11 protein-coding genes are annotated in these 14,387 nt (G+C 38.5%); all 11 read left to right on the top strand.

Annotated elements, in window-relative coordinates; translation table 11 throughout:
- The first annotated feature begins 48 nt into the window (after positions 1–48).
- Entirely contained in the window at positions 49–1,353 is a 1,305-nt protein-coding gene (locus tag ACFODW_RS04995; protein ID WP_390303890.1) for a hypothetical protein, read from the top strand.
- A gap of 807 nt (positions 1,354–2,160) precedes the next feature.
- Positions 2,161–3,987 (top strand): polysaccharide biosynthesis protein, encoded by a 1,827-nt coding sequence (locus tag ACFODW_RS05000; protein ID WP_390303892.1) that lies wholly within the window; start codon positions 2,161–2,163, stop codon positions 3,985–3,987.
- 56 nt (positions 3,988–4,043) lie between these two features.
- Positions 4,044–5,081, top strand: coding sequence for a Gfo/Idh/MocA family protein (locus ACFODW_RS05005; RefSeq protein ID WP_390303894.1), 1,038 nt, complete (start codon positions 4,044–4,046; stop codon positions 5,079–5,081).
- Positions 5,068–6,408 (top strand): nucleotide sugar dehydrogenase, encoded by a 1,341-nt coding sequence (locus ACFODW_RS05010; RefSeq protein WP_390303896.1) that lies wholly within the window; start codon positions 5,068–5,070, stop codon positions 6,406–6,408. The genes ACFODW_RS05005 and ACFODW_RS05010 overlap by 14 nt, the downstream gene beginning before the upstream one ends.
- A 31-nt stretch (positions 6,409–6,439) precedes the next feature.
- Positions 6,440–7,771: a lipopolysaccharide biosynthesis protein gene (locus ACFODW_RS05015; RefSeq protein ID WP_390303898.1), complete on the top strand. Its 1,332-nt coding sequence runs from the start codon at positions 6,440–6,442 to the stop codon at positions 7,769–7,771.
- Positions 7,768–9,063 carry an oligosaccharide repeat unit polymerase gene (locus ACFODW_RS05020; RefSeq protein ID WP_390303900.1) on the top strand — a complete coding sequence of 432 codons (1,296 nt, stop codon included), beginning with the start codon at positions 7,768–7,770 and terminating at the stop codon, positions 9,061–9,063. The genes ACFODW_RS05015 and ACFODW_RS05020 overlap by 4 nt, the downstream gene beginning before the upstream one ends.
- Complete coding sequence (locus ACFODW_RS05025; RefSeq protein WP_390303902.1) at positions 9,063–10,169, top strand: glycosyltransferase family 4 protein; 1,107 nt, start codon at positions 9,063–9,065, stop codon at positions 10,167–10,169. Before ACFODW_RS05020 ends, ACFODW_RS05025 begins: the two co-directional genes overlap by 1 nt.
- A gap of 14 nt (positions 10,170–10,183) precedes the next feature.
- Positions 10,184–11,320, top strand: a complete 1,137-nt coding sequence (locus ACFODW_RS05030; RefSeq protein WP_390303904.1) for a DegT/DnrJ/EryC1/StrS family aminotransferase — start codon at positions 10,184–10,186, stop codon at positions 11,318–11,320.
- Between the two features lie 8 nt (positions 11,321–11,328).
- Entirely contained in the window at positions 11,329–12,438 is a 1,110-nt protein-coding gene (wecB, locus tag ACFODW_RS05035) for a non-hydrolyzing UDP-N-acetylglucosamine 2-epimerase (RefSeq protein ID WP_390303906.1), read from the top strand.
- The gene (locus tag ACFODW_RS05040; RefSeq protein ID WP_390303908.1) at positions 12,420–13,136 is read left to right on the top strand and encodes an N-acetyltransferase; all 717 of its coding nucleotides are present in this window, start codon (positions 12,420–12,422) and stop codon (positions 13,134–13,136) included. The genes wecB and ACFODW_RS05040 overlap by 19 nt, the downstream gene beginning before the upstream one ends.
- A gap of 6 nt (positions 13,137–13,142) precedes the next feature.
- Entirely contained in the window at positions 13,143–14,384 is a 1,242-nt protein-coding gene (locus tag ACFODW_RS05045; protein WP_390303910.1) for a glycosyltransferase family 4 protein, read from the top strand.
- Positions 14,385–14,387: the final 3 nt, after the last annotated feature.

Raw genomic sequence — 14,387 nt, forward strand, 5'->3', positions numbered from 1 at the left:
ATAAAGGCAACTTAGAATATATAATTCATATGGAATAGGAGGTAGAGGATGAAACGTCTTTGGGGCTTGCTTATTTTTATACTGGTTTTGGTTAGTTGTGTAAATGAAGAGCATAGCAGCGTCGAACCAAAAAGTGGAAAACAAACCCAATTAAAGAGTAACCATGTCGATGTTTTATGGAATGCTACAGTGAAAGAGTATTTAAAGGACGATTTATGGCTGGAAAGGGATAGATATGATGCAGGGCATTATTTAATGGTCCCTTTGCATTTTGCATACCTGGAAGAGGATACAAAGTTAATTAAAGACTTTGAAAATCATTTTACAGATTTTATAAATGATGGAATAGAGACACTCAATATAAAAGAGGATAGTAACCGATTATCAACTTTACAATATTATTATCTACTAAGCAGGTATATCGTTTTGGCTGAATCGAGCAATCATCAAGTGATCAATGAAGAGAATGTGGATTATCTGGCCAACTTCTTATTGTCGGAAATCAAACAGTTATGGGAAATACCTGCTTGGCAATGGGGAAGAAATCCTTTTCAGGGAGGAATGAAGGAGCGGCTGTTGTGGAAATTGGATAGAACTGATACCAACCCAAGTTATTACCGGGCTATCATTGACGAAGAACTATATACCATGGCAATTGCAGCAGACTTACGTCAGTACTTTAACAACGAACCTGTTCTTGAAGAAATCTCCGAGTTAACATATAAGGTTTTTGAAAGGGAGAGTCGATTTGACCCTGAGGGAAGATGGCTGTTCCAGGTAGGTGTATGGACTGATCATCCGGACTATACTTACGCTGGTTACCTAGAAGAAGATCGTATTGGTAATAAAGAAAAAAAGGTAGAAGATATTGTTCAAGATTCATCCCACGCACATCGTTTCCCCCTATGGTTTAGGAGTTTTATTGATTCATACCCAAGTCAATCAGAAGAGAAGTTATTTTTCGAAAAAGCATTAGCTGGGTTAGAAAAGCAATTATTTGATAATGTTCTGTTACCGCCAGAAAAAGAAAAACCTTATTATAGGCTTACAAACTATATGAACGGCCATAACGGAATGTTTCGCTGGAAATACGACACCGCCAGTGGTAGTGGCTATGGGCCTTTTGAATTAACAGGGACATTTACGATAGGATGGTGGACATTTCTAGGTTCTGATAGAATCAATAGCGTTTATGCCAATTTAGCAGAGCAGTTTCCCTTGTCTGAAGAGACTATAAATTTATATGTTGGTCCAAACACAACGAGAGAACGTAATCCATATGTCACTGATCCAGATTCCTATTATAATGGATTTAAAAAGTTATTATCATTACTGGCTTCGAAAATTGAATAAACCTATAAAAAGACTTTGAATCACTCGCTGTGGAGATTCAAAGTCTTTTTCTGTAACCAGAACAAAATTAGAATTGGGAAAATCATTCTAAACAAATTTCCCCAGGAATCTTCAAGGATAGATTAGGAAGAAGACTATAAAGGTTCATTGCCAATCGTGGAATCTTTATAGTTTTTTTGCTAGAAAAGGCACCGAATATCATCAACATGTTCCTCAAATTGAAAAGAGTTTTATACTGTTTTTACCCTTCCGAATGGCCAACCTACACTATTACGTTTGTTAAAACTCCATTAAGGTCGTAAAAAAATGCGATTAATTTTACCTAGAAACTGTAACATTTTGTGTTATTTCTTAATCCTATTTGGCTAGTAACAATCTAAATGCCTAAAGATCATTGAATTTAAACTTTCATAAATTGGTGAATCAATAGTAATTAGGTCTTAGTCCTGGAATCTACCATATAACCCAAGAATAATGCCGATTTATGGCGGTTAATGTAATGATTCTAATTATTAAGTAGATTTTTGTAGAACTAGGCACTTAGTAGTGCGAATAAAAAAACTGAATACATTGGCCTGTATATTACATTGACTAAAAAGGATATATTTCCCATTTTATTGAAAAAAGGTTAAAGGACGACAAATATGTTTGTATACTTGGTTTTGCAACAGAGCATGTAACAACTAAATAGTTGAATAAAAAAGAATTTAGGTTGGGGGGAGGTAAAAGAATAAGTTTAATCATCTGGATCACACAACCCGAGTGGATTTTACAATCAATGAATCTAAGTCGAAAGGAGTTCATTAATTGGCCTACCGAAAAAGACTGACATCATTAGTCTTACTCGACTCATTAATCGTCAGTACGGCAATATTTATTGCATCATGGATTGTCTACCCCTACATGGATGTATTACATTGGGATGCCCTGATCATTAGCTCAATAGCCCTTTTGATCTTCCACCAACTATTTGCGTTTAAGTACAAGCTCTACCATAAAGTTTGGGCGTATGCAAGCGTAGGGGAATTGGTGGCAATTGTAAATGCTGTAACATTTTCCATAGTATCAGCCGGGATTGTCCAATTCCTTATCAATGATTTCATACTTTATACTAGGGCCCTTTTCGTAACATGGCTTTTACATATTATTTTAATCGGTGGTTCCCGCTTTATTTGGAGAGTGTACAGGGACCGATACATAAAAAACACAACAAATCAAAAGCGAACCCTGATTGTTGGAGCTGGATCTGCCGGAGCCATGATTGCACGTCAATTAATCAATGAATGCAACCGTGCGGAATTAAATCCTGTTGCCTTTGTGGATGACGATGCCGCAAAACAGAAAATGCAACTATACAACCTGCCTGTAGCAGGAGCAGTCAAAGACATTCCAAGAGTGGTTCAGCTGTTGAATATTGAGCATATCGTCATTGCGATTCCTTCTCTTGGTAATGGAGAGCTGCATAACATTATCGTGACCTGTAACAAAACAAATGCAAAAGTCCAAATGATACCGAAAATAGAGGATCTGATGACCGGTAAATTATCTGTCAGTCATCTTAAAAATGTAGAGGTGGAGGATCTGCTCGGACGTGAACCTGTCAAACTCGATATTAATAAGATATCGGAATATGTTACTGGCAAAACGGTAATGGTGACTGGTGCTGGAGGATCAATTGGTTCCGAAATCTGCCGTCAGATTATGTCATTTACACCGGGCAAAATCATCTTAGTGGGACATGGTGAGTTCAGTATTTATACAATCGATATCGAACTCAGACAAAAATTCGGTAACAGGGATATTGAAATAGTTCCAATCATTGCAGATGTGCAGGATCGTGGAAGAATATTTGACATAGTGGAAAAGCATCAACCGGAAATTATCTACCATGCAGCAGCACACAAGCATGTACCATTAATGGAAGATAACCCGCATGAAGCAGTGAAGAACAATATCATCGGTACGAAAAATGTCGCTGAAGCAGCAGATGCATACAGAGTTAATAAATTTGTCATGGTATCAACTGATAAGGCGGTAAACCCAACGAATGTAATGGGGGCAACAAAACGTGTTGCCGAAATGGTTGTTCAGGAACTAGCACAGCGAAGCAGAACTACAGACTTTGTTGCCGTACGATTTGGAAATGTACTTGGAAGCCGTGGCAGTGTTATTCCATTGTTCAAAAAGCAGATTGAACAGGGAGGCCCGGTTACAGTAACACATCCGGATATGACGCGTTATTTTATGACCATTCCCGAAGCATCCCGGCTTGTTATTCAGGCTGGTACCTTGGCTAGGGGTGGAGAGATATTTGTTCTCGATATGGGAGAACCGGTTAAAATTGTCAATCTGGCCCGTAATCTTATTAAGCTATCAGGCTATACAGAAGACGAAATCCCAATTGAGTTCTCGGGTATTAGACCTGGCGAGAAGATGTATGAGGAACTTCTTGGTGAAGATGAAGTTTACCCCGATCAGGTTTATGAAAAGATTTATGTAGGAAAGAAAATTGAAGTTGAAGCGGGATTGATTCTTAATTTAATTGATCAATTTGAAGGGTACAGTCCCGAGTGTTTGAAAGAAGAGCTGATGAAAATTGTTTATAAGGAAAAAACCTTATTGGCTGCGAAATAACCGTCGAGTTTTAACAATTATACAAATAAATCTATAAAAAAGGAAGATGTTGAGAAGTGAACTTTGCGATAGTAGGTTGTGGCTTTATAGCCAAAAAACATGCAAAAGCAATTAAAGAAGCTGAAGGAGCTCAATTAGTAGCTGTCTGCGACAAATTTCCCGATGCTATGAAACTTTATGTAGAAGAATATGGAGCGACTCCTTATCGGGAACTTACTGAAATGCTGGAGGGAGAAAATGTTGATGTGGTATGTATTTGCACACCAAGTGGACTCCATGCACCTATTGCAGTTCAGGTAGCTGAAGCAAAGAAACATATTGTGTTGGAAAAACCAATTGCGATGACCTTGGAGGAAACTGATCGCATTATTGAAGCCTGTGAAAAAAATAATGTTAAATTAACCGTCGTCCATCCGAACCGTTTTCGGCCTGTTGTTAAGGAGCTTCGTAAAATCATGGACCAGAACTTACTGGGGAAAATTAGCCACGCAAATGCGACGGTGAACTGGAATCGTAATCAGGAATACTATGATCAGTCACCCTGGCGTGGGACGAAGGAACATGATGGTGGGGTGTTGATGAATCAGGCGATACATAACCTTGATTTATTATTGTGGTTTATGGGCAAGCCAGAGGAAGTATTTAGTATGGAGGCTACACGGCTTCGGCAAATAGAAGCAGAAGATGTTTCTACAGGAATTATCAGGTTTGAGTCGGGAGCCCTTGGAACCGTCGAAGCTTCTACAACTGTTTACCCGGAAAACTATGAAGAATCAATTACCATTTTTGGAGAACATGGAACCGTAAAAATTAGTGGCAAGAATGCTCTGTTTTTCGAGCATCTTGTTATAGAAGGTAAATCGGATACAGAATTGGAGGAACTGAAGAAGAAGGTTAAGAACGACCCATGGGGAACACCTGGACACCAGTGGATTATTGAAGACATGGCAGAGGCAATTGAGGAAAACCGAACACCTTCCATAACCGGCGAAGACGGAAGAAGGGCCCTGGAACTTGTATTGACTTTCTATGAGTCTGCGAGACAAAATCAACCAATCCAATTAGTAAAGGAGAAAGCATATGTTAACAGTTAAAGAAACTAGCAGTGCACTTTCTGAAGAATTGATTGAAAAGCTGAACACCAAAACAGCGGTGATTGGGGTGGTAGGTTTGGGTTATGTTGGACTACCACTTGCAGTCGAAAAAGCGAAAGCTGGATACAATGTAATCGGGTTTGATGTCCAGCAGAGTAAAGTTGAGGAAGTAAACCAGGGTATTAACTATATTGGTGACATAGTAGATGAGGAATTAAAGGGTATTGTAGAAAATAATAAATTAAAGGCAACGACTGATTATTCATTTATCAAAGATGTGGATGCAGTAGCCATTTGTGTACCGACACCGCTTGACATTTATAAACAGCCAAATACCAAATATGTGGAAAGCTCTGCAGCTGATATTTCCACCTATTTGCATGAAGGAATGCTTATTGTTCTAGAAAGTACAACCTATCCAGGCACTACAGAGGAATTACTGAAGCCTATACTGGAGAAAAGCGGACTGACCTGCGGCGAGGAATTTTTCCTAGCCTATTCACCGGAACGTGTTGATCCGGGAAACAAGCAATTTAAAACGAAAAATACGCCAAAGGTAGTCGGAGGAGTGACTGAAAACTGTACGAAAGTCGCGGCAACCATGTATAGAAATGTACTGGAAGGCGACATCCACGAAGTCTCCAGTCCTTCTGTAGCAGAAATGGAAAAAATTCTAGAAAATACATTCCGAAATATCAATATTGGTTTGGCAAATGAAATGGCTGTTTTATGCAACAAAATGGGCATAGATGTATGGGAAGTAATTGATGCAGCTGCAACGAAGCCATATGGGTTCATGCCATTTTATCCCGGACCTGGACTGGGTGGACACTGTATCCCAATCGATCCATGGTATTTGACCTGGAAAGCACGTGAATATAATTACCATACAAAATTGATTGAAACTGCCGGCGAAATCAATAATGAAATGCCTGATTATGTAGTCTCGCGGATTACGGAAATTTTAAACAAAGACGGGAAGTCACTGAGGAATTCGCACGTTCTAGTACTAGGAGTTGCTTATAAAAAGGATATCGATGATTACAGAGAGTCTCCTGTGCTCCCAATATTGGAAAAAATGGAGGAAAAGGGTGCCATTTGTACGGTCGTTGATCCATATGTGAGGGAATTTAAATATAAAAATGGGGTAGACAAGCCTATAAAACATGCATCCGCCGAAATGCTCGAGGATGCAGATTTGGTACTGCTCGCCACAAACCATAGTGACTTTGATTATGAGGAAATACTCGAAAAGTCAAAAATGGTATTTGACACAAGGAACTCTTATGTAAACAAAGTAACTAACAGTAATTATCGCAAACTTTAATTAGACTTTTGATTAATGGTGGAGATGGAATTTGGAGATTATAAAAAGATATAAAAATAAGCTTCAGCAAAACAGATTTATTAAAAACGTTCTAATCCTGGTCGGAGGGACTGTATTTGCTCAAGGTTTGGTTGTTCTGTCTTCACCGATTCTGACGAGATTATATACTCCCGAGGCATTTGGAATACTGGCAACATTTATTTCCATAGTTTCCATCCTGAATTCAGTAGTTTCATTGAAATATGAACTGGCGCTTCCATTGACCCGTACTCATAAAGAAACAATGAATCTTTTTAGTTTTAATGTGATGCTTCTGACCCTGATCTCATTGGGCTATTTACTGATATTTTTAACCTTTGGAGATTATATTTTTTCAAAATTAGGCTTGGACAGTTATCTGAATCTACTTATATGGTTAATTCCATTAACTGTATTGTTCCTTGGTTTTACAACTAATATCACGCATTTATTTATAAAAATCGACCGATTCAAGTCGATCACAGCGGTAAATGTTAACAGTATAGTTGCAAAAGTGATTCTGCAATTAGGGTTTGGTGTCCTAATCCCTTATAACTTTGGGCTGATTATTGGGGATAGTTTAGGGAGATTTATTGGGAACCTTCTGGGATTTTATTTAATGATAAAAAGCAATCTGCTTCGAAGCTATCAAGAAGCGAAGTCACTTTTATCGGTGGAGACCATGAAACGGACAGCTGTTTATTTTAAAAAGTTCCCGTTATATTCCATGCCGGCTGGACTAATAAATAGCTTGTCTTCCCATTTGACACCCATTGTTTTAACTTTTGCTTATGATCCAGTAGTTGCAGGTTTTTACTCATTGACTCAACGGGTTCTGGGCATGCCCAGTTCCTTAGTGAGTCAATCCATTTCGCAGGTTTATTTAAATGAAGCGCCCAAGCTCTTAGAAAAAGATATATCACTGGTGAAGAAGTTATATTTGAAAGTCACTAAAAATTTATTGCTTTTTGGTGGTATACCGATTGTATTGCTGGCGGTATTCGGCGAGGGCCTTTTCTCTATGGTATTTGGTGAGAAATGGTCTGACTCCGGTATTTATCTACAGGCATTGGCATTAATGTTTATCGGGCAGTTTACGGTGGTGCCCTTATCACAGACACTGAATATATTGAACAGGCAAAATATTCAATTGCTGTGGGATATCGGAAGGGTGGTTCTATCCATAATCACCATTATTGTTTCGGCTAAATTTTTGCATTTAGGTCCGGCATTAACGTTATTTATTTACTCTGTAAGTATGTTTTTGCTATATGTCGTTCTATATTTTATCTCTCTCTATTTTTTAAATAACAACCAAGTGGCTAGTAAAGAGGAAATAAGATGATTAGTATCTTTGAAATGAAAAAAAAGTATATATTTACCATTATTTTCACAATGGTGTTTAAGGGATTATTGGAGTATGGATACTTTGTGTTTGTACACCCGCTATTTGAATACTCGGGGTTTACGCTGGATGTTTCGGTAGCCAAAATGATTGAATCCTATGTGATTGTACTCATTGTATCGTACCTTTTAGCGATATTGGATGACTATGATAAACCAAGTAAAATCGTCGTTTACATATTATTCTTAAATTTATATTTGCCTATATCTTCACTGTATTGGCTGCAGAATAATTCCCGTGAGTATTACTTGGTAATTTCACTCGCATTTTTACTTATGTATTTCATTATAAGTAAGTCCAAACCGATTGCAATTTTTCGTCTTAAAGAGGGTAGTAACCTTGCACTTATTATTCTTGCAGCCATTACTGTTGTGGTGTATGGCTATTTAATTGCTACCGGCGGTCTACAGAGAATGAATCTAAACCTGTTGAATGTTTACAGCACAAGGGAAGGCTACGCTGAAAGCAGCAACACACTTATCGCTTATTTACTGCCATGGCAGGCACATGTGGTAAATTTATCTCTATTAACATTTGGGTTAATAAAAAATAATAAATACATTGTCTTCGCTATGCTATTTCTACAGGTGTTTATGTTCTCCATGACAAATTTCAAAAGTTTTCTCTTCGCACCGGTAGTCGTAGTTGGATTATTTTTTATAATCAAACAAGGCTATAAGAACTGTTTACTGTTCCTGATGTCGTTTTTGTTATCGTTCTTAATGGTTGTGATGCTTATTCTTTACAAAATAAATGGCGGCATCGTGCTGTTATCCATTTTTTTGAGGAGATTATTCTTTGCACCTGCTGATCTTCATTTTATATTTTATGAGTATTTTGCTCAAATTGATAAATATAAATTGTCTCACTCCATACTATCTTCTGTATTTAATAATCCGTATGGAGTCAGCCCAGTAGTATTAGTAGCAAAAAATGTTTACGAAACTGACTTCAGTCCAAATGTTGGAATCTTCGGAGATGCTTTTTTGAATTTTGGATTAATAGGTATTCTTATCTTTTCAGCTATTCTAGGTCTTGTACTTGTATTCTTTGACAGTGTAGCAAAGCTTGCTCCATTTATTCTTCCAATTTCAATTATCGCAATTCCGTCCATGTCTTTAGTAAATTCTGCAATGTTTACTAGTTTTGCAACACACGGGATATTATTCGCCATATTTGTTACATGGCTTACGAGCTCACTATTTAAGGAACGAGAAAGGAATATAAACTGATGAAAATTTGTCATTTAACTTCTGTACATTCATACACTGATATCCGCATTTCCATTAAAGAATGTACTTCATTAGTTAAAGCCGGATTTGAAGTACATTTGATTGCACCGAATACACAGGAAGAAAATCTTAATGGAATCCACGTCCACGGTGTAATGAATACCTATAAAGGCAGGATAAACAGGGTTAAAAATTTCACAAACGACATCTATCAGAAGGCACTGGAAGTTGATGCAGAAATCTACCATTTTCATGACCCGGAGTTGATTCCCAGCGGATTGAAATTGAAAAAAAAAGGAAAAAAGGTAATTTACGATGTTCATGAAGATGTTCCAAGACAGATAGCTTCCAAACACTGGATACCGAAGTATTTAAGGAAGAGCATTTCTATTGGCTTTGAAAAGTATGAAAACAGGTCGGTAAAAAAATTAGATGCCTTGGTTACAGCCACACCGCATATCGAACAAAGATTTTTAAGCTATTCCTCCAATATTAAGAATGTGAATAATTATCCGGTCATGGAGGAACTTTATATACCCGATTCTGAAACATTATTACGGAAAGAAAAAAGTGTCATCTATGTAGGTGGGATATCCAAAGACCGTGGAAGTGTAAATACGGTTAAAGCTATTGGTAATACGGATGCCACGCTAAAGCTGGCTGGAAGGTTTGCAAATCAAAATGAGAAGGCGATATTGGAAGAGCTTGATGAATGGGAAAATGTGAATTTTCTCGGATTTATTGACCGTAAGGAGATTAAAAGTGAACTGGAGACCTCTATGGTCGGAATAGTAGTTCTGGAGCCAAGAGTCAATTATATCGATTCCCTGCCAATAAAAATGTTTGAGTATATGGCAACCGGGTTACCGGTGATTGCATCTAACTTCCCTTTATGGAAGGAGATCATTGAAGGGAATAATTGTGGAATATGTGTTGATCCGTTAAATGTCGAGGAAATCAGTAAAGCTATCCAGTGGATTATTGATCATCCGGTACAAGCAAAAGAAATGGGGCAAAACGGAAGAAAAGCTGTCGAAACCCAGTATAACTGGGAATCTGAAAGCAGGAAACTCTTAAACTTATATGAGAAATTATCTGAACAATAAAAGGAGCTATGACAATGAAAAGTGAAACTTCGACTATGAAACGCGTTAAAATGCTGGACCTATCGGAGCAATATAAAGAAATGCGAAAAGAAGTGCTGGAAACGATTGATGAAGTGATAAGTTCCTCACAGTTCATTTTAGGAAAGAATGTAAAAAAGCTCGAAAAGGATATAGCTGAATTTAGCAATGTTTCACATGGTATTGGAGTTGGAAATGGTTCGGATGCGATACATATTGCTTTACAGGCAGCAGGAGTAAAAGAGGGAGATGAGGTCATTACAACACCGTTTACTTTTTTTGCAACTGGCGGTGCCATTGCCCGAACAGGTGCAACTCCTGTATTTGTAGATATTGATCCTATTACATTTAATATCGATGCAAAAGCGATTGAACAGGCAATCACAGATAAGACAAAAGCCATCATTCCAGTTCATTTATACGGTCAAATGGCAGATATGCACCAAATCAAGGAAATTTCCGATAAGCACCACCTGGTCATTGTTGAGGATGCTGCTCAGGCAATTGGAGCAGCGTGTCAAGGAAAGAAGCCAGGTGAGTTAGGAACTGCTGCTACTTACAGCTTCTTTCCAACGAAAAATTTAGGAGCATATGGAGATGGAGGTATGATTGTTACTTCAAATGAAGAACTTGCAGAAAAAAGCAGAGTTATTCGTGTCCATGGAAGTAAACCAAAGTACTATCATCATGTATTAGGCTATAACAGCAGACTGGATGAACTACAGGCCGCAGTTTTAAATGTAAAGTTTAAGAAACTACAAGAATTCAGTGAACGGAGAAGGGAAAAAGCCAATTTCTATTCTGAAAAATTGACAGAATTGGTTTCAGACCATGTAACTGTTCCTGTGGAAAAAGATGGGAATTATCATGTTTATCATCAATACACTATACGCGCAAAAAGTAGAGATGAGTTAAAAGATTATCTAAAAGAAAATGGAATAGATTCGATGATTTATTATCCAATGCCGTTACACCTTCAACCGGTTTTTGAACATCTTGGATATAAAATAGACGAATTCCAACATACAGAAAAAGCTACAGTTGAAGCATTATCACTGCCAATGTATCCGGAACTGAAGCAGGAAGATCAAGAATACGTGATTGAAAAAATAGTTGAATTCTATAAAAAGTAGGTGATTCTTTGAAAATATTAACGATTGCAGGAACACGTCCCCAGTTGGTAAAGGTTGCAGCCGTATCACGAGAGTTAAGAAAGCATTTTACTGAAGTGCTGGTCAATACCGGGCAGCATTATGATTATAATATGGCTGGTGTCTTTTTTGAAGAGTTGCAGATTCCCAAACCGGATTATGATTTGGGTGTCGGATCTATGTCACACGGCAGACAGACAGGCAATATGATAATCAAAGTGGAAGAAGTAGTCGAAAAAGAACAGCCTGACGCTATTGTCGTATATGGCGATACGAATTCAACCTTGGCTGGTGCTCTTGTTGCCAGTAAACTACACATTCCTGTCGTGCATATTGAAGCAGGTTTGCGAAGCGCCAATAAAGAAATGCCGGAGGAAATTAATCGTGTCATGACCGACCATGTGTCAGAAATATTATTCGCCCCAACGGACCGGGCGGTGGAAAACCTGAAAAAAGAGAACATTACCAACGGTGTCCATCTGATTGGTGACGTGATGTATGATGCGGTTCTTTACAATATGCGTTTGGCCGAAGAAAGCCATTCATTAAGTGATTATCAGCTGACATCCAAATCATATATCCTAGCTACCATTCACCGTGCCGAAAATACGGATGACAGGGAACGTATGAATGCTATCGTGAATGCCTTTCTGGAACTGGATTCAAAGTTGTTTCTGCCATTGCACCCGAGAACCAGAAAAAAACTGGAATCATTTGGCTTAATGGAAAAACTGAAGGGTGCTTCTAATGTTATTCTTTCCGAACCAATTTCCTATCTGGAAATGCTGTTAATGGAAAAACATGCTGCTGCTATTGTGACAGATTCTGGTGGGGTGCAAAAGGAAGCCTATTTTGCAAAAGTACCATGCTTTACATTACGGAACGAAACAGAATGGGTGGAAACGGTAGAAACCGGTTGGAATCAACTGGTTAACCCTCTACAAGATAATTTAGTAGAAAGGATTTATTCCTTCCAACTAAAAGAATATAGAGAGAATCTTTATGGTGATGGCAATGCGGGCAAAAGGATAACCCTGCTGATAAAAGAATATTTCTCACGGGCTATGGAAGGAGAAGAACTATGGGCAATCCAAAAGTAGGACAAAACGTTATTATTGAAGATGATGTTACCTTCGGCGAGAATGTGACAATTGGACATAATGTGGTTATTTATTCTGGAACAGTGATTGGCAGTGATGTCATCATTCAGGATAATGCAATAATTGGAAAGCAGCCGACAAGAGCTAAAGCATCCATCCTGCCCGATGCGACGAAGCTGCCGGCAGCAAAGGTCGGATCTGAGGTGACTATTGGAACATCCTCTATCATCTATGCAAACTGTGAGCTTGGGGATCAAGTGTTTGTTGCGGACCTTGCAACTATCCGGGAACGAGTGAAGATTGGCGAGTATACCATTGTCGGACGAGGAGTGTCTGTAGAGAACGATTGCACAGTCGGAACACGATGCAAGTTGGAAACAAATTGTTATATCACTGCCTATTCCGAGCTTGGTGATTATGTATTTGTTGCTCCATGTGTGGTAACAACCAATGATAATTATATGGCGAGAAGTAAAGAACGGTTCGATAAGTTTCAAGGTGTAACAATTAAAACGGGTGGCAGAATTGGAGCCAATGCGACGATTCTGCCTGGTAAAGTAGTAGAAGAAGATGGAACGGCTGCTGCGGCAAGTGTCGTAACAAAAGATATAAAGAAAGCCGAATTGGTTATAGGATCTCCAGCAAAAAAATATAAAGATGTAGATGAAAAGCAGCTGCTTCAAAATCAGGAGAGGTAGATTTCAGTGAATATATGGATTTTTAATCACTATGCCGTAGGGCCTAACTCAAGTGGTGGGACAAGACATTATGATTTATCAAAAGAACTTGTCAAGAAGGGGCATTCCGTTACAATCTTCGCTTCCTCATTCAATCATCAAATGTTGAGGGAGGAACATTTACTGCAATCCCGTTCAAAATATAAAGAGTCTAATTATGATGGTGTCAAGTTTATCTGGATAAAAACTACTCCATATAAGAAGAATGACCATAGACGAGTGTCCAATATGCTGAGTTATTCAGATAAGGCATTAAAAATTGCCAAAAGGCAATCAGAACAGCCGGATATTGTAATCGGATCATTGGTACATCCCTTTGCAGCATATACGGGTTATCGGGTGGCCAAACATTTTAATAGCATTTTCTACTTTGAAGAGCGCGACCTCTGGCCACAGACATTAATTGACTTAGGGAAACTGTCAGAAAAGAACCCAATGATTTTTGTTCTAGGGAAAATGGAAAGCTTCCTATTTAATAAAGCAAAAAGGACCATTGTTCTATTTGATAAGGCTGTTGGCTATGTGGAGTCAAAAGGGATTGCTAGGGAAAAGGTGCTTTACCTGCCAAATGGATTTGATACAGGAAGAACAGCGAATGCATTAAGCCCCGCATCCGAGGTAAGTTCCGTATTCGATCAGCTGTCCAATCAGACCGTAGCGATTTATACGGGTGCACATGGAAAAGCAAATAACCTGGATGTCATTCTGAATGCAGCAAAGACAATAAGGAAAAAGGAAATCCCTGTATCCTTCGTCTTGATTGGCAATGGGCCTGAGAAGGAAAGGCTAATGAAACGGGCTTTTGATGAAAACATACAAAATGTATATTTCCTTGATCCCGTAAAGAAAGAAATGATTCCGGAGCTCCTGAAAAGAGCAGATGTTGGATTATTGCCACTATCCAATTCACCTGTTTTTAAATGGGGCATCAGTCCAAATAAGCTCTTTGACTATATGGGTGCTTCCTTACCGGTTCTGCTCCTATGTGATCTGGACGGAACCCCAGTGGAACTGGCGAATGGCGGAAAAGTTATCAAAAATAATTTTGAAGAAGAAATGGTAGCATTCTTTGAAACTACTGAGAAGGATGATTTAATCAAGCTTGGAGCAAACGCAAGGGAATATGTGGAAGAGAATCATGCATGGGAAAAGCTTGCTTTGAAATTGGAAGAGAAAATGACAGAAGACTTACATACTAAATCGATGTAGGCC

Origin of the sequence: Virgibacillus sediminis (assembly GCF_042643265.1) — a bacterium.
GTDB classification, from domain to species: domain Bacteria; phylum Bacillota; class Bacilli; order Bacillales; family Amphibacillaceae; genus Virgibacillus_O; species Virgibacillus_O sediminis.

Coding starts and splice junctions, on each gene's coding strand:
- ACFODW_RS05040 (WP_390303908.1), top strand. CDS start 12,420: ATGGGCAATCCAAAAGTAGGACAAAACGTTATTATTGAAGATGATGTT.
- ACFODW_RS05010 (WP_390303896.1), top strand. CDS start 5,068: ATGTTAACAGTTAAAGAAACTAGCAGTGCACTTTCTGAAGAATTGATT.
- ACFODW_RS05025 (WP_390303902.1), top strand. CDS start 9,063: ATGAAAATTTGTCATTTAACTTCTGTACATTCATACACTGATATCCGC.
- ACFODW_RS05030 (WP_390303904.1), top strand. CDS start 10,184: ATGAAAAGTGAAACTTCGACTATGAAACGCGTTAAAATGCTGGACCTA.
- ACFODW_RS04995 (WP_390303890.1), top strand. CDS start 49: ATGAAACGTCTTTGGGGCTTGCTTATTTTTATACTGGTTTTGGTTAGT.
- ACFODW_RS05020 (WP_390303900.1), top strand. CDS start 7,768: ATGATTAGTATCTTTGAAATGAAAAAAAAGTATATATTTACCATTATT.